The organism is Paracoccus sp. (in: a-proteobacteria) (assembly GCF_030538755.1).
In the GTDB taxonomy this organism is placed as follows: Bacteria; Pseudomonadota; Alphaproteobacteria; order Rhodobacterales; family Rhodobacteraceae; genus Paracoccus.
Genome location: NZ_JAUNTJ010000007.1, coordinates 54,426 through 69,842 on the forward strand (window position 1 = coordinate 54,426; position 15,417 = coordinate 69,842).

At 65.0% G+C, this 15,417-nt stretch carries 15 protein-coding genes and 1 tRNA gene; 11 read left to right on the forward strand and 5 right to left on the reverse strand.

Annotation, left to right across the window (positions count from 1 at the left end):
• The first annotated feature begins 14 nt into the window (after positions 1-14).
• The 6 genes from Q4G14_RS06215 (at position 15) to Q4G14_RS06240 (ending at position 3,448) form a co-directional block, all read left to right on the forward strand.
• A complete protein-coding gene (locus Q4G14_RS06215; protein WP_303360871.1) occupies positions 15-1,133 on the forward strand; it encodes a FliM/FliN family flagellar motor C-terminal domain-containing protein in 1,119 nt (372 codons plus the stop codon).
• Between the two features lie 130 nt (positions 1,134-1,263).
• Positions 1,264-1,482: a translation initiation factor IF-1 gene (gene infA / locus Q4G14_RS06220; RefSeq protein WP_036716789.1), complete on the forward strand. Its 219-nt coding sequence runs from the start codon at positions 1,264-1,266 to the stop codon at positions 1,480-1,482.
• Positions 1,483-1,498: 16 nt separating this feature from the next.
• Positions 1,499-2,089, forward strand: a complete 591-nt coding sequence (locus Q4G14_RS06225) for a nucleoside triphosphate pyrophosphatase (protein ID WP_303360872.1) — start codon at positions 1,499-1,501, stop codon at positions 2,087-2,089.
• A complete protein-coding gene (locus Q4G14_RS06230) occupies positions 2,086-3,141 on the forward strand; it encodes a ribonuclease E/G (protein ID WP_303360873.1) in 1,056 nt (351 codons plus the stop codon). The genes Q4G14_RS06225 and Q4G14_RS06230 overlap by 4 nt, the downstream gene beginning before the upstream one ends.
• Positions 3,142-3,146: 5 nt before the next feature.
• Entirely contained in the window at positions 3,147-3,302 is a 156-nt protein-coding gene (locus Q4G14_RS06235) for a DNA gyrase inhibitor YacG (RefSeq protein ID WP_303360939.1), read from the forward strand.
• A gap of 70 nt (positions 3,303-3,372) precedes the next feature.
• Positions 3,373-3,448, forward strand: a tRNA-Phe gene (locus Q4G14_RS06240).
• Positions 3,449-3,561: 113 nt separating this feature from the next.
• Here the strand turns inward: Q4G14_RS06240 and Q4G14_RS06245 are convergent.
• Positions 3,562-4,056 carry a CAP domain-containing protein gene (locus Q4G14_RS06245; protein ID WP_303360874.1) on the reverse strand — a complete coding sequence of 165 codons (495 nt, stop codon included), beginning with the start codon at positions 4,054-4,056 and terminating at the stop codon, positions 3,562-3,564.
• A gap of 139 nt (positions 4,057-4,195) precedes the next feature.
• On the opposite strand from Q4G14_RS06245, the gene Q4G14_RS06250 reads away from it, so the two are divergent.
• Both Q4G14_RS06250 and Q4G14_RS06255 read left to right on the forward strand, forming a co-directional pair.
• A complete protein-coding gene (locus tag Q4G14_RS06250) occupies positions 4,196-5,014 on the forward strand; it encodes a TIGR00282 family metallophosphoesterase (RefSeq protein ID WP_303360875.1) in 819 nt (272 codons plus the stop codon).
• Positions 5,015-5,098: 84 nt separating this feature from the next.
• Positions 5,099-6,886, forward strand: coding sequence for an SLC13 family permease (locus Q4G14_RS06255; RefSeq protein WP_303360876.1), 1,788 nt, complete (start codon positions 5,099-5,101; stop codon positions 6,884-6,886).
• A 3-nt stretch (positions 6,887-6,889) separates the two neighbouring features.
• Here the strand turns inward: Q4G14_RS06255 and Q4G14_RS06260 are convergent, their stop codons facing one another.
• Positions 6,890-8,671: an SLC13 family permease gene (locus Q4G14_RS06260; protein WP_303360877.1), complete on the reverse strand. Its 1,782-nt coding sequence runs from the start codon at positions 8,669-8,671 to the stop codon at positions 6,890-6,892.
• Between the two features lie 133 nt (positions 8,672-8,804).
• Here Q4G14_RS06260 and Q4G14_RS06265 point away from each other — a divergent pair, with 133 nt between their 5' ends.
• A complete protein-coding gene (locus tag Q4G14_RS06265; protein WP_303360878.1) occupies positions 8,805-9,545 on the forward strand; it encodes a YebC/PmpR family DNA-binding transcriptional regulator in 741 nt (246 codons plus the stop codon).
• A gap of 62 nt (positions 9,546-9,607) precedes the next feature.
• On the opposite strand, the gene Q4G14_RS06270 is transcribed toward Q4G14_RS06265, so the two are convergent.
• Positions 9,608-10,447: a LysR family transcriptional regulator ArgP gene (locus tag Q4G14_RS06270; protein ID WP_303360879.1), complete on the reverse strand. Its 840-nt coding sequence runs from the start codon at positions 10,445-10,447 to the stop codon at positions 9,608-9,610.
• Between the two features lie 87 nt (positions 10,448-10,534).
• On the opposite strand from Q4G14_RS06270, the gene Q4G14_RS06275 reads away from it, so the two are divergent.
• Complete coding sequence (locus Q4G14_RS06275) at positions 10,535-11,134, forward strand: LysE/ArgO family amino acid transporter (RefSeq protein ID WP_303360880.1); 600 nt, start codon at positions 10,535-10,537, stop codon at positions 11,132-11,134.
• 39 nt (positions 11,135-11,173) lie between these two features.
• Positions 11,174-12,082 carry a DMT family transporter gene (locus Q4G14_RS06280; RefSeq protein WP_303360881.1) on the forward strand — a complete coding sequence of 303 codons (909 nt, stop codon included), beginning with the start codon at positions 11,174-11,176 and terminating at the stop codon, positions 12,080-12,082.
• Positions 12,083-12,164: 82 nt separating this feature from the next.
• Here Q4G14_RS06280 and glmS read toward each other — a convergent pair whose 3' ends face one another.
• Together glmS and glmU are read right to left on the reverse strand one after the other, a co-directional pair.
• Positions 12,165-13,982 carry a glutamine--fructose-6-phosphate transaminase (isomerizing) gene (gene glmS, locus Q4G14_RS06285; RefSeq protein ID WP_303360882.1) on the reverse strand — a complete coding sequence of 606 codons (1,818 nt, stop codon included), beginning with the start codon at positions 13,980-13,982 and terminating at the stop codon, positions 12,165-12,167.
• Between the two features lies 1 nt (position 13,983).
• Positions 13,984-15,324: a bifunctional UDP-N-acetylglucosamine diphosphorylase/glucosamine-1-phosphate N-acetyltransferase GlmU gene (glmU, locus tag Q4G14_RS06290; RefSeq protein WP_303360883.1), complete on the reverse strand. Its 1,341-nt coding sequence runs from the start codon at positions 15,322-15,324 to the stop codon at positions 13,984-13,986.
• Positions 15,325-15,417 lie beyond the last annotated feature (93 nt).

Genomic DNA, 15,417 nt, shown 5'->3' on the forward strand with positions numbered 1-15,417 from the left:
GATTCGGGCGGGCCATGACAAACGATTCGACAGCACAGGGCAATGTGGCGCAGGGGGCGATCCTGCGGCGGCTTTTGCGGGGGCGCAACGTTTCGCGCGTGGATGCCGGGCAGGCACCGGGGATGCCGCAAAACCTGCCGCAAACCCCCGCGCGCGGGGCGGCGGTGGCCTTGGGCCGCGCGGCCGAAGAACTGTATAATCTGCCCGCCCGCGCCGTTTCCGTGGTGACGGGGGCGCAGACGCTGGCCGAATTGCCGGAACTGCTGCCCGAACCGGCGCTGCTGGCGGTGGTTGCCGGGCCGGGCGATGTGGTTGGCGTCGTGGCGATGGACCCGGCCTGCTATACCGCCCTGATCGAGGTGCAGGCTCTGGGCCGTCTGACCACGCGCCCGGTCGAAACCCGCCGCCCGACCCGCAGCGATGCGATGATCTGCGCCGATTTCGTGAACCGGCTGCTGGCCGAATTGCAGACCGAAATCGGGGCGCTGGACGGGTATGAGGGCTATCGCGGCTTTGCCTATGCCAGCCACCTCGATGACCCGCGCCCGCTGATGCTGATGCTGGAAGATACCGGCTATCGCACTCTGGGCATGTCGGTGACGTTCGGTGCCGGTGATGCCCGGCGCGAGGGGCGGGTTTTCGTCGCCTTGCCGCAACAGCGCCCGGCAGGGGCCTTGCCCGCGCCGCAACCCTCGCTGCGCGCGGGGATCACGGCTCAGGCCAAGGTGGCGGCGGTTGAGCCTGCGTCGGATGGCCCCGATCTGGGCGCGGCGATGCAGGATGCGCCGGTCGAGCTGCTGGGCATCCTGTGCCGCCGCAAGGTGTCGCTGGGCGAATTGCGCGCGCTGCACCCCGGCAAGCTGCTGCCGCTGCCGCGCGTCAGCCTGCTGGATGCGCGCCTTGAAACCCGGCAGGGGCAGGTTCTGGCCCATGGCAAGCTGGGCGAATCCGAAGGCTGCCATGCCATCCGCTTGCATGACCCGGCGGCAGAGAATCTGAACCTGCCGCCCGAACACAGCACGACCGAGGCTTTGGCGGCGCTGTCACGCGGCGCGGATGTGGGGTATCCGGTGGAGGAGCCGCCAATCGGCGATCTGGCCCAACCCGACGGTTTTCGCACCGCCGTGGCCTGATCTGGCCGCTTTTGGGGGCCATATTGCGGCGTCTGGCCGCTGCGGCGCGCTTTTCCCTTGAAAAAACCGCGCCGCCGCCGCATGTAGCATCGTCCCCGCCCACGCGCGGGTTATTTTTGACGGAGTGACCATGGCCAAGGAAGAAATGCTCGAATTCCCCGGCGTCGTGAAGGAACTCCTGCCGAATGCGACGTTCAAGGTCGAGCTTGAGAATGGCCATGAAATCATCGCGCATATGGCAGGAAAGATGCGGAAAAACCGCATCCGCGTTCTGGCCGGCGACAAGGTGCAGGTGGAAATGAACACCTATGACCTGACCAAGGGGCGCATCAACTATCGCTTCAAGTGATCCGGGTGGCGCGGCAATGACCGGCACGGCGCGGCCCCGGCTGATTCTCGGCTCGGCCAGTCCGCGGCGGCTGGAACTGCTGGCGCAGATCGGTATCCGCCCCGATGCGATCCGCCCGGCGGACATCGACGAAACGCCCCTGCGCGGCGAAACCGCACGCGATTATGTGCGCCGCATGGCCACTGAAAAGGCCGCCGCCGTGCCGCTGTCCGAGGGCGAGGCGGTGCTGTGCGCCGACACAACCGTGTCTGTGGGGCGCCGCATTCTGGGAAAACCCGAAGACGAGGACGAGGCGCGGGCCTTTATGCGCCTGATGTCCGGTCGGCGTCACCGCGTGCTGACCGCCGTCGCGCTGCGCCACGGCGGCGTGACGCGCGAACGTCTGGTCGAAACGCAGGTGCGGATGCGCCCGCTGGATGCCCGTGCGCTGGATCGTTATATTGCTGCCGGTGATTGGCAGGGCAAGGCGGGCGGCTATGCCATCCAGGGCGCGGCGGCCGAATTTATCCCATGGATTCAGGGGTCTTTCACCGCAGTTGTCGGTTTGCCCCTGTCAGAAACGGCCGCGCTGCTGGGCGCCGTCGGCATTATCGGAGAACCGCGATGAAGGGCCGTCAAATCGTTCTGGGCCATCTGTTCGGTGCCGAAGCTGCGGCGCTGGTGATCGACGGGCAGTTGCATGATCTGATCGCCGACCCGGCCCCGGTCGCCTCGCTGGCCCCCGGCGCGATCCTGCGTGGCAAGGTCGAACGGCTGATGAAAGGGCAGGGCGGCGTTTTCGTGCGCCTGCCCGATGGCGCGCGCGGCTGGCTGCGTGACCGCGCGGGTGTCGGCGAAGGCCAGATCGTCATTGTGCAGGTCACAGGTGCGGCCGAGGACGGCAAGGCGATCCCGGTGACGAACCGGCTGTTGCTGAAAGGCCGGTTTGGCATCGTCACCCCCGCGGCCCCCGGCGTGAACGTCTCGCGCCGGTTGCGCGACCCCGATCTGCGCGACCGGCTGACCACGCTGGGCGAATCGGTGCTGGACGGGCGCGCGCACGGGCTGATCCTGCGCAGCGCCTGCGGCGATGCCGCCGATGACGAAATCCGTGACGACATCGCCCCCTTGGCGGATTTGGCCGACCAGTTGCTGGCGGATCGCGACGGTCCGCCCGAACTGTTGCTGGACGCGACCACCCCTTGGGATCAGGCCTGGATGGAGTGGAACGACCCGCCCCCGGATCAGGTGGACGAGGGCGAGAATGCGTTCGAACTGCATGGCGTGCTGGATGCCGTTGACGCATTGCTGCACGCCGAGATTTCGTTGCCCGGCGGCGCTTCGGCCATGATCGAGCCGACGCGCGCTCTGGTCGCGGTCGATGTGAACACCGGCGCGGATACCTCGCCCGCTGCTGCGCTCAAGGCGAATATCGCGGTCGCCCGTGATCTGCCGCGCCAGTTGCGGCTGCGCGGACTGGGCGGGCAGGTGGTGATCGACTTTGCGCCGATGCCCAAACGCGACCGCGCGGTTCTGGATCAGGTGCTGCGCGCCTCGTTCAAGGGCGAGGCTGCCGAAACCGTGCTGTCGGGCTGGACGGCGATGGGCCTGTTCGAGCTGAACCGCAAGCGCGACCGCCTGCCGTTGGCCCGGCTTGCCGCTGCGGCGCGGGGCATGTGATGGCGATCAAATGCCCCATCTGCGGCAAGCCCGCACAAGATCGCTATCGCCCGTTTTGTTCCAAACGCTGCGCCGATGTCGATCTGGCGCATTGGCTGCGTGGCGATTACGTCATCCCCGGCCCGCCCGCCGACCGCCCCGAGGATCAAGAGGCAGATTAACATAATTTTCCGTCGAAAGGGGCTGGACAGTGCCCGCCCCCGCCCGTAAACACCCTTCACCGCAAAGGCGGCCCGGATAGCTCAGTTGGTAGAGCAGCGGATTGAAAATCCGCGTGTCGGTGGTTCGAATCCGCCTCCGGGCACCACTTTTCCTATATTCAGTTTGCTTGGCCCACGTTTGCAGAGCGTGGCGAATGCGCGTTTCGTTTCTGTCCGCGCCATATGTTGTAACTACAATCCCTCGCCATCGGCGGGCGTTTCACCAGATCATCCGCTTTTGCGAGGCCATCCGGTCGCAGCCTGCCACATAAAGCGCCACCCATAAAAGCCGTCCGTCCTGTCCACGGGCGACACCGACGCCCATGGCGCGGGCGCGGGCGCTTTGCTGGTTGCGGGCGTGGCCGGGCGAGGTTTGCCATGCCGCCACTGTGCCCGCCGCGTCGGCTGTGCCCATGGCGACGTTTTCCGCAGAATAGCACACTGTCAGCCCGGCACGGCGCAGGCGCTGCATCGGCAGCCGTCCCGACCCGTCGCGGTGCGAGACGGTGCTGCGCCGGGCAAGATCGCAGGCGTGATCCTGCGCCACGCGGCTGAGGGCGGCTTCTATGGCCAGTGGCCGGGTGCCCGTCTGGCCGCGCATCGCGTTTGTGGCGCGGCCCAGATCGGCGATCAAGGTCGGTGCGCCGCCGGGCGTGCAGCCTGCCCATGTGGCGGAAGCCGTGAAAAGAGCAATCAGAAAAACAAACAGGCGCATGATCCCCCCGCATCGCAAGCTGCACCTGTCCATATTGCACGGAAGCGGCAAAAATTTTCTTAACACATTGAATTTGAAAGTTTTTCATTTTATCTGTTTTTTACTTGAGCGCGCCCGTGGCTTGCCCTACCCAAAGGGCATGAGAATTCTTTTTCTGGGCGATGTGATGGGCCGGGCCGGGCGTCGGGCCATCACCGAAGGGCTGACGGATCTGCGCGCGCGGCTGCGGGCGGATTTCGTTATCGTGAACGGCGAAAACGCCAGCGGTGGCATGGGGTTGACCGCGGGTCATGCGCAACTGCTGCTGGATGCCGGCGCGGATTGTCTGACGCTGGGCGATCACGCCTTCGATCAAAAGGATATGCTGTCTTTTATTGATCGCGAACCGCGCATTATCCGCCCGTTGAATTTCTCGCGCGAGGCGCCGGGCCGTGGGCATGGCGTGTTCAGTGATGCGCGCGGGCGCAAGGTGCTGGTGTTGCAGGCACTGGGGCAGGTGTTCATGAAACGCCCCTTTGACGATCCGTTCAGCGCCGTCGATCAGGTGCTGCGCGCCTATCCCTCGGGCGGGCTGGTGCAGGCCGCCGTGCTGGATATTCACGCCGAGGCGACCAGCGAAAAGATGGCGATGGGGCATTATTGCGACGGGCGCGCCAGTCTGGTGGTGGGCACGCATACCCATGTGCCGACCGCCGATGCGCAGGTTCTGGCGCGCGGCACCGGCTATCTGACCGATGCGGGAATGTGCGGCGATTATGACAGCGTTATCGGCATGGACAAGGCCGAGCCGATGCGCCGCTTTCTGACAGGCATGTCGCGCGACCGCTTTACCCCCGCCGAGGGTGAGGCAACGTTGAGCGGGGTGCTGGTTGAAACCGATGACCGCAGCGGGATGGCCAAGGCGATGCACATGGTGCGCAGCGGGGGCCGGTTGCAGCCCTCGCCCGTGTTGCCGTGACCGGCATGGCACTTGCATGACACGCGATGTTGGGAAAAATTCGGCCTGACGCCCGGCGTGGCGTGGCAGAAGGAATGGGACTGGATGTTTGGTTTTGAATTGACCGGCCTGACCGCAGCGATCTTTACGATACTGCTGATTGGCGGGATGCTGACCCTGTTCATCCGCGAAACCTATCCTCCTGAAGTTACGGCTATTTTGGGCGCGGTTGTCTTGCTGGCGACGGGTATCCTGAACCCCGGTCAGATCGCGGGCGTGCTGTCGAACCCGGCCCCCTGGACGATTGCGTTCATGTTCATCATCGTGGGCGGCCTGGTGCGAACCGGGGCGCTGGATTACGTCGGGCAAAAGGCCGCGAAACATGCCGTGGCCCGCCCCGCGATCACGCTGGCCATGGTGTCTTGTGTCGTGTGCAGCCTGTCGGCTTTCGTTAACAATACGCCGCTGGTTGTGGTGATGATGCCGATCTTTATGCGGCTGGCGCAAGAATTGTCGATGGCGCCATCCAAGATGCTGATTCCGCTGTCTTATCTGTCGATTCTGGGCGGCACGATGACGATGATCGGCACCTCGACCAACCTGCTGGTCGATGGGGTTGCGGCCAATGCCGGGCAGCGCCACTTTACCATTTTCGAAATCACTCCGGTCGGTTTGCCGATGGCGGCGGTGGGCATTCTGTATCTGCTGATCGTGGCCCCCCGTGTGCTGCCCGACCGCGATTCCATGGCGGCGCTGCTGGGGGGCAGCCGGGCGCGGATGAAGTTCTTTACCGAAGTCGCCATCCCCGAAGATTCGCAGCTTGTCGGCAAGGCGCTGTCGGAAATCTTGATCTTTAACCGCGACAATGCGCGGGTGATCGACGTGCTGCGGGGCGACGATTCGCTGCGCCGTGATCTGGATGCGGTGCGTTTGCAGGCGGGCGACCGGGTGGTGCTGCGCACGCCGATGTCGGAAATCCTTGGCCTGCAAAACAACAAGGATCTGCGTATCGCGGACAAGCTGTCATCCGTCCAGACCTCGACGGTCGAGGTGCTGATTACCCCCGGTTGCCACATGATCGGGCGCAGTCTGGGGTCGATGCGGCTGCGGCGGCGCTATGGCGTTTATGTGCTGGCGGCGCATCGCAAGAACCAGAACATCGGGCGGCAGCTGGACGATCTGGTGGTGCGGGTCGGCGACACGCTGCTGCTGGAAGGGGCGGCGGGCGACATCCAGCGGCTGTCCAAAGACATGGAAATGGTCGAGGTCAGCGCCCCCAGCGACCGCGCCTATCGCCGCAGCCACGCGCCCATCGTCGTGGCGGTGCTGGCGGGGGTTGTTACCCTTTCCGCGCTGGAGATGGCGCCGATTCTGCTGCTGTCCTTTATCGGCGTGGCCATCGTGCTGGCGACCCGCTGCATCGACGCGGACGAGGCGTTGGGATTCGTCGATGGCCGGTTGCTGGCGCTGATCTTTGCCATGCTGGCAGTGGGCGCGGGGCTGGAAAATTCTGGCGCGGTCGAACTGATCGTGACGCGCGTGGCCCCCTATATGACGCAGCTTTCGCCGTGGATGCTGGTGCTGTGCGTCTATCTGCTGTCCACGGTGCTGACGGAAATGGTGACGAATAATGCCGTGGCGATCATCCTGACCCCGGTGGCAATTTCGCTGGCAACGCAGCTTGGCGTTGATCCGCGCCCGCTGATCGTGGCGGTGATGTTCGGGGCCTCGGCCGCGTTCGCGACGCCGATCGGATACCAGACCAACACGCTGGTTTACGGGCCGGGCGGCTATCGCTTTGCCGACTTCATCAAGGTCGGGCTGCCGCTGAATATCCTGCTGGCGCTTGTCGGGTCGGTGATGATTCCAATCGTTTTTCCACTGTATCCGTGACGGTCACAGCGGCCAGACGATCAGCAGCATCGGCACCGATACGGCCATGACCAGCACCTCAAGCGGCAGGCCCATGCGCCAGTAATCGCCAAAGCGATAGCCGCCGGGGCCAAGGATCAGCGTGTTGTTCTGATGCCCGATAGGTGTCAGAAACGCGCAGGATGCCGACACGGCCACGCCCATCAGAAAGGCGTCGGGGTTCACGTTCAACTGCTCGGCCAGGCGGATGCCGACGGGTGCGGCCAGAATGGTGGTGGCATTGTTGTTCAGCACATCCGACAGCATCATCGTGGCAATCATCAGCAAGACCAGCGCCACCCATGCCGGATAGCCCTGCGTGATCGTCGCCAGCCCGGATGCCAGCAGCGCCGATCCTCCGGTGGTGTCCAGCGCCAGCCCCAGCGGGATCATCGCGCCCAGCAGAACGATCACGGGCCAGTCGATATGGGTATAGATTTCGTCCAGCGACAGGATCTTGAACAGCACATAGCAGACCGTGACGCAGCCAAGCGCGATAGGCATCGTCACCCAGCCCATCGAGGTCGCGCCGATGGCCACCAGAAACAGCCCGAGCGCCAGCCACATGCGGTTTTCCTTGGTCACGGTCAGCCACGCGCCGTCCAGCGGCAGGCAGCCCAGATCGGCGATGATTTCCTCGTCGCGATCCTCGGGGACCAGCAACAGCAGAATGTCGCCGGCCTCGATGCGGACTTGCCGCAGGTTCTGCCGGATGGTGCGGCCCCGGCGCTGAATGCCCATCAGCACGGTGTTGAACTGGCTGGACAGGCGCAGGCTGCGGGCGGTGTGGCCGACGACGCGCGCGTTTTCGGGGACGACGCATTCGACCAGCGACTGCCCCTCGCCGCCGGCGCGGGGGATGCTGTCGCCGTGCCCGTCGGGGAAGGCCAGCCGCAGGTCCGAGCGGAATTCGTCCAGCGCCGCCGGCGCGGCCTCGACCAGCAGGCTGTCGCCCTGTTGCAGGGTGATGGCGCGGGTCAGGCCAGACAGGCGCATGTCGCCCCGGCGCACGGCCAGAATGGCGACGTCTGCCTTTTCGGCGTTGCTGTCCAGTTCGGCCACCATCTTGCCGATGGCGGACGATCCCTCGGGGACAACCAGTTCGGCCATATAGTCGCGCACCTTTGCCTCGGCATCGGCGGCGGGGGTTTCAGTGGCGCGGCTGGGGATCAGACGCCAGCCGATCAGGGCGACAAAGATCAGCCCCGCCGCCGCAACCGCCCCGCCTACGGGCAGAAAGTCGAACATGCGGAACGGCTCGCCGATGACATCTTCGCGGAAGCCGGACACCAGCAGGTTGGGCGGGGTGCCGATCATGGTCAGCATTCCGCCCAGAATCGTGGTGAAGGCCAGCGGCATCAGCGTCAGCGCGGCGGCACGCCCTGCCTTGCGTGCCACCTGCATATCGGTCGGCATCAGAATCGCCAGAGCGGCGATGTTGTTCATAAAGCCCGACAGCACGGTGCCGACCCCGCCGATCACGGCAAGATGCAGCGTCACCGGCCAGTTCGGCCGCGACAGGAATTTCGTCAGCAAGGACACCGCCCCCGACCGCACCAGCCCCGCCGAGGCCACCAGCACCAGCGCCACAACCATGGTGGCCGGATGGCCAAAGCCGCTGAACGCCTCGCCTGCGGGGACGACTCCGGTCAGGACTCCGGTCATCAGCCCGGCGAAGGCGATCAGGTCGTGGCGCCATTTGCCCCAGATCATCAGGATCATCACGGCGCCAAAGATCGCGAACAGGGTGATCTGCGGTGTGGTCATGGCGCGTTTTTCCTGTGCGGTTGTCAGGGGTTATCGCGCTTAACGCGCGCGGGCCACAAAGGGTTGCTTGCAGCAAGGCGCATGTCTGGCTAAATACAGCGCGATTTTCCATGATGATGGCAAGGACGAACCAATGGCAGGCCATTCCAAATGGGCCAACATCCAGCACCGCAAAGGGCGGCAGGATGCGATCCGATCGAAACTGTTTTCCAAGCTGGCCAAGGAAATTACCGTGGCCGCCAAGATGGGCGACCCCGACCCCGAAAAGAACCCGCGCCTGCGGCTGGCCGTGAAAGAGGCCAAGTCGAATTCGGTCCCCAAGGATGTGATCGACCGCGCGATCAAGAAATCCTTGGGCGGCGATGCGGAAAACTATGACGAGATCCGTTATGAGGGTTACGGCCCCAACGGCATCGCCATCATGGTCGAGGCGATGACCGACAACCGCAACCGCACCGCTTCGAACGTGCGGTCCTATTTTACCAAGCATGGCGGCGATCTGGGGCAATCGGGTTCGGTGGCCTTCATGTTCGACCGCAAGGGTGAGATCATGTATCCCGCCAGTGCCGGCGACGCCGATACGGTGATGATGGCCGCCATCGAGGCCGGGGCCGAGGATGTCGAATCGGATGAGGACGGGCATTGGATTTACTGTGCCGACACCGATCTGAACGAGGTATCCACCGCGCTGGAGGCGGCTTTGGGCGAATCCGAGACCGCCAAGCTGGTCTGGAAGCCGCAGGCCCCGACCGAGATCGACCTTGAGACCGCGCAAAAGCTGATGAAGCTGATCGAGGCGCTGGAGGACGATGACGACGTTCAGAACGTCACCGGCAATTTTGAGCTGTCGGACGAGGTTGCGGCGCAGCTTTGATGGCACGTCCGGGACTGGGGGCCAGCCCCCAGACCCCCGGGATATTTTCTGACCAAAGATACCTAGGGTCGCAGCGAGTCTGCGGCCTTTTTCTTGATGGCGGCGGTCAGGGGGCCGAGGGCGGGTTTCATGGCGCGCTGGACCTGCCAGTAAAGCGGGATATTCAGCGGCAGCGGGGCGAGTGGGATCAGGTTTGGGCTGGCCATCGCTTCGGGGATCATGCCCCAGCCGAGGCCCAGTTCGACGGCGCGGGCGAATGCTTCGGACGAGGGGATCAGGTGGCCGGTCAGGTGCGGTTTTTCGCCTGTCATGGCCTTGGCCCATTGCGATTGCGCGCTGTCCTTGGCGTTGAAGATCACGGTCGGTGCCTTGCTGAGTGTTGCTGCGGTGACACCCTCTGCGAAGTGGCGGGCGATGAAATCCGGGCGGGCCATGGCCAGATAGCGCATTTTGCCCAAGGCGATGACGTCGCAGCCCGGCACCGGATCGGGGCTGGAGGTCAGGGCGGCTGAGACCTCGCCTTTGCGCAGCCAGTCGCGGGCGTGGTCCTGATCGTCGATCACCAGATCATAAAGCGCGTCGAGTGCGGTGAGGACTGGCGGGAACCAGGTCGCAAGGCTGTCGGCGTTGACTGCGATGCGCAGGATGGCCGGGCTGGCGTCGTTGGTCAGCCCCCGTTCCAGCAGTTGCACCTGATCGAGATGCTGCATCAGCCGCAGCCCCTGCGCTGTGCCGGTGGCGGGCGGGCCGCGGTGGATCAGGACGGCGCCCATTTTTTCCTCTAACCCTTTGATCCGCTGGGAAATGGCTGAGGGGGTCACATGCAGGGCGGCGGCTGCGGATTCGAACGAGCCGCGGCGGATGACCTGGGCGAGGGCGGCAAGGGCGGGGTAGTCGAGCATAAGGCTAGCTTAATCAGGGTCAGGGATATTAATTGGATTAAATCGCCCGATTGTGCGACTGGCAAGTGACGGATGAGAGGATCGCATATGGGACCGGCATTTTTCACGGGGCTTGGTACGGGGCTGTCGCTGATCGTTGCCATCGGGGCGCAGAACGCTTTTGTGCTGAAGCAGGGGCTGCTGCGCAGTCATGTCTTTGCCGTTTGTCTGTTCTGTGCGGTTTCCGATGCGTTGCTGATTGCTGCCGGGGTTGCCGGGGCGGGCGCATTGGCGCAGGCGGTGCCGTGGTTTTTGCCGTTGATGCGTTGGGGTGGCGCGGCGTTTCTGATCTGGTATGGGGCGCGCGCCTTTCGGGCGGCGGCGACGGGGCAATCGGCGCTGAGGGCGGCGGGTGGTGCGGGCAGTCTGGGGGCTGCGCTGGCGACTGTCGCGGCGCTGACCTGGCTGAATCCGCATGTCTATCTGGATACGGTGGTGCTGTTGGGGGCGGTTTCGGCGCGCTTCGCTGACAAGGGTGCCTTTGCCGCCGGGGCCATGAGCGGGTCGTTTTTATTTTTCTTTTCATTGGGTTATGGTGCGCGCTGGTTGGCGCCGTTATTTGCACGTCCGCGCGCGTGGCAGGTGCTGGACGTGTTGATCGGGCTGGTGATGTGGTCGATTGCGCTGGCCCTGATCCTGAATGGCTGAGGCTTGCTGCCTGTGCCGTTTCCCTGCAAGGTCGCGCCCGTGCAGGACCAGGGCAATACGCGCCGCGACCTGATCGGGATCGGCTGGATGGTGGCGACAGGGCTGAGCTTTGTTGCCGTCAGCGGCATCGTGCGCGCGCTGGACGGGGCCTTGCCTGCTGCGCAGGCGGCGTTCATCCGGTTCTGTTTCGGTATCGTTTTTCTGGGCCCGGCATTGGCCCCGGCGCTGCGGGCCGGGTTTTCCGCCTCGGTCTGGCAGCTGTTCGGGTTGCGCGGGGCGCTGCATGTGGCGGCGGTTCTGGCGTGGTTTTATGCGATGTCGCGCATTCCTGTCGCCGAGGTGACGGCCATCGGATACCTTAACCCGGTGGTGGTGACGGTCGGCGCGGCGCTGTTCATGGGCGAGCGGATTTCGACCCGCCGTATCGCTGCGATTGCGGTGGCGGTTCTGGGTGCGGTGATCGTACTGCGCCCCGGCATCCGCACGCTGGACCCCGGCCATCTGGCGCAGATTGCGGCAGCGGTTTGTTTCGGCACCTCATATCTGGTCGCCAAGCGGTTGTCTTTGCTGGCTTCTCCGGCAGTGGTGGTGGCGATGCTGTCGCTGACGGTGACGGTTGGTCTGGCCCCGCTGGCCGCTGTGGTCTGGGTGCCGCCGACCTTGATGCAGGTCGTCGGGCTGGGGCTGGTCGCGGTTTTCGCCACGCTGGGGCATTACACGATGGCCCGCGCCTTTGCCGCAGCCCCGCTGACCGTGACGCAGCCGGTGACGTTTCTGCAACTGATCTGGGCGGCGCTGCTGGGGTGGTTCGTTTTTCACGAGCCGCTGGACGGCTGGGTTATCTTTGGTGGCGCGCTGATGATCGGGGCGATTACCTATATCACCTGGCGCGAGTCGCGGGGCAGGGGGCGGGTGGTGACGCCACCAGCCGGAGTAACCAAGGGTTAAGCGGAGCGCGGCGTGCCCCAAGGTGCGTATTTGGGCAAACAGGAAGCCGGGCGCGGTTTTGTGGCCGCGCCCGGTTTGCGGTTTATTCCACCGTCACCGATTTGGCCAGATTGCGCGGCTGGTCCACATCGGTGCCTTTGGCGACGGCCGTGTAATAGGCCAGATATTGCATCGGCACCGCGTAAAGGATTGCCGCAAAGGCACCGCCGCCCGCAGGCATGGTGATTGCCGCGTGGACGCCCTGGCCCGCCTCGGCCACGCCATCGGCGTCAGAGATCAGCAAGACCTGACCGTGGCGGGCCATGACCTCTTGCATGTTGGACACGGTTTTTTCGAACAGCGCGTCGCGCGGGGCCAGCACCACCACCGGCACATTGCGGTCGATCAGCGCGATGGGGCCGTGCTTGAGTTCGCCCGAGGCATAGCCCTCGGCGTGGATATAGGACAGTTCTTTCAGTTTGAGCGCGCCTTCCAGTGCCACCGGATACAGCGCGCCGCGGCCCAGATACAGAACGTCCTGCGCCTCGGCCAGCCAGTCGGCCAGTGCGCGGCAATCGTCCGCTACGGCCAGTGCCTGATTCAGCAGGCCGGGGATGGCGCGCAGGTCATCCAGATGGGCGGCCAGTGCGGCATCGTCCAGCCGGCCGCGATCCGCCGCCGCCTTGAGCGCCAGCACCGCCAGCACCGCCAACTGGCAGGTGAACGCCTTGGAGGAGGCCACGCAAACCTCGATCCCGGCCAGTGTCGGCAGGGCGATGTCGGATTCGCGCGCGATGGCCGAGGTGCCGACATTGACCACGCCCAATGTCTTGGCCACCTTGTCTTGTGCGTAATGCAGCGCGGCCAGCGTGTCGGCGGTTTCGCCCGACTGGCTGACGAAAATCGCAAAGCTGCGGTCCGACAGGGGCGGCTCGCGATAGCGGAACTCGGACGCGATGTCGATGTCGCAGGGCAGGCCGGCGATCTGTTCGAACCAGTATTTCGCCACATGCCCCGCCAGATGCGCCGTGCCGCAGCCGACCAGAATCACCCGGTCCACGCTGGTGAAATCGACCGCATCGGGCAGCACGATCCGGTCACCCTTGACGTAATGCGACAGCACATCGCCCAGAACGGCGGGCTGCTGGGCGATTTCCTTGGCCATGAAGTGGCGATAGCCGCCCTTGTCGATGGCGGTTGCGCCCACGTCGATGCGGGCCATGTCGCGGTTGGCGCGGTTGCCGTTGGTATCGTAAATCTCGGCCCCGGCGCGGGTCAGCACGGCGTGATCGCCATCTTCGAGATAGGTGATCTTGTCGGTAAAGGGGGCCAGCGCGATGGCATCAGAGCCGACGAACATTTCTCCTTGGCCATGGCCGATGGCCAGCGGGCTGCCTTTGCGGGCGACGATCATCAGATCGCCCTGGCCATCGAACAGAAAGGCCAGAGCAAAGGCCCCGTGCAGCCGTGCCAGCGTGGCCCGTGCGGCATCCAGCGGGGACATGCCCTGCGCCATGTGATGCCCGGTCAGCAGCGCGACGGTTTCGGTGTCGGTTTCGGTCTGCGCCTGAATGCCGAGGCTGGCCAGTTCCGCGCGCAGATCGCGAAAGTTTTCGATGATCCCGTTATGGACCACGGCGACCGGGCCGAAACGGTGCGGGTGGGCGTTTCCTTCGGTCGCGGGGCCGTGGGTGGCCCAACGGGTGTGGCCGATCCCGGCGCGGCCGGTCAGCGGCTGGTGCACCAGACGGTCGGACAGGTTGACCAGCTTGCCCACGGCGCGGCGGCGATCCAGCGTGCCGCTGTCGTCCAGCGTTGCGATCCCGGCGCTGTCATAGCCGCGATATTCCAGCCGTTTCAGCGCCTCGACCAATTGCGGGGCGACCTCGTGATTGCCCAGAATGCCGACGATACCACACATGTTACTGACCCTTTTTCAACCGCAGCGCCGCCATCAGGCGCAGCGCCAGCCCCGGTTTGTTGACCTGACGCGCCCGGCCGATGGCCAATGCGCCATCCGGCACGTCTTCGGTGATGGTGCTGCCCGATCCGGTCATCGCATCATCGCCGACCCGCACAGGCGCCACCAGCATCGTATCCGATCCGATAAAGGCGCGCGCGCCGATTTCGGTGCGATGCTTGCCCACACCGTCATAATTGCAGGTGACGGTGCCCGCGCCGATATTGGTCGCCTCGCCGACATGGGCATCGCCCAGATAGGTCAGATGGCCGACCTTGACGCCTTCGTCCAGCACCGAGTTCTTGATTTCCACAAAGTTGCCGACATGCACATCGGCCCCCAGCTCCGCACCGGGGCGCAGCCGCGCGAATGGCCCCACCGTGGCACCGGCGCTGACATGGCAGCCTTCCAGATGGCAGAAGGGCAGGATTTCCGCGCCACTTTCCACCGTGACCCCCGGCCCGAACACCACATTCGGCCCGATGACGGCATCGCGACCGATGGCGGTATCCTGTGCGAACCACACACTGGCCGGATCGGTCAGCGTCACGCCGTTATCCATCGCGGCGGCGCGGGCGCGGGTCTGAAATGCCGTTTCGGCGGCGGCAAGCTCGGCTCGGGTGTTGATGCCCAGTGTCTCGGCCTCGTCGCAGGTGACGACATCGACCTGCCGCCCGGCGTCGCGGGCCAGTGCGACCAGATCGGTCAGGTAGTATTCCCCGGCGGCGTTTTCCGCCCGCAACTGCCCGATCAGCGCCCGCAGCAAGTCGGCGTCCAGCGCCATCACGCCGGAATTGCACAGCGCAATGTCGCGCTCTGCCTCGGTCGCGTCCTTGTATTCGACGATCCGTTCCAGCCCCTTGTCGGAAACCAGCAGGCGGCCATAGCGGCCCGGATCGGCGGCCTCGAACCCCAGCACGACGACATCGGCATCATGCGCCGCCAGCCGGGCCAGCGTATCCTGGCTGATAAAGGGGGTGTCGCCATACAGCACGATCACCCGCCCGCCGAACCCTTCCAGCAAGGGCATCGCCTGCTGCACGGCATGGCCCGTGCCAAGCTGCTGTTCCTGCAAGGCGATCTGCGCATCCGGGTCCAGCCTGGCCACCGCCTTGCGGACCAGATCGGCACCATGACCGGCGACCACGATCACCTGTTCCGGCCCCAGCGAGCGGCCAGCAGACAGCGCATGCCCGACCAAGGGCACAGCGCCCAGCCGGTGCAGCACCTTGGGCAGATCGGATTGCATCCGGCTGCCTTGCCCCGCCGCCAGCACGATCAGTGCAACAGGTTTATCACGCATCAACTATCCCGCCGTTTGAACTTCTGTCGCGGGCGTTCTAACCACGGCGGCGACGGGACGAAAGTCCCGAGCGATCACTTATCTTGACGGAAG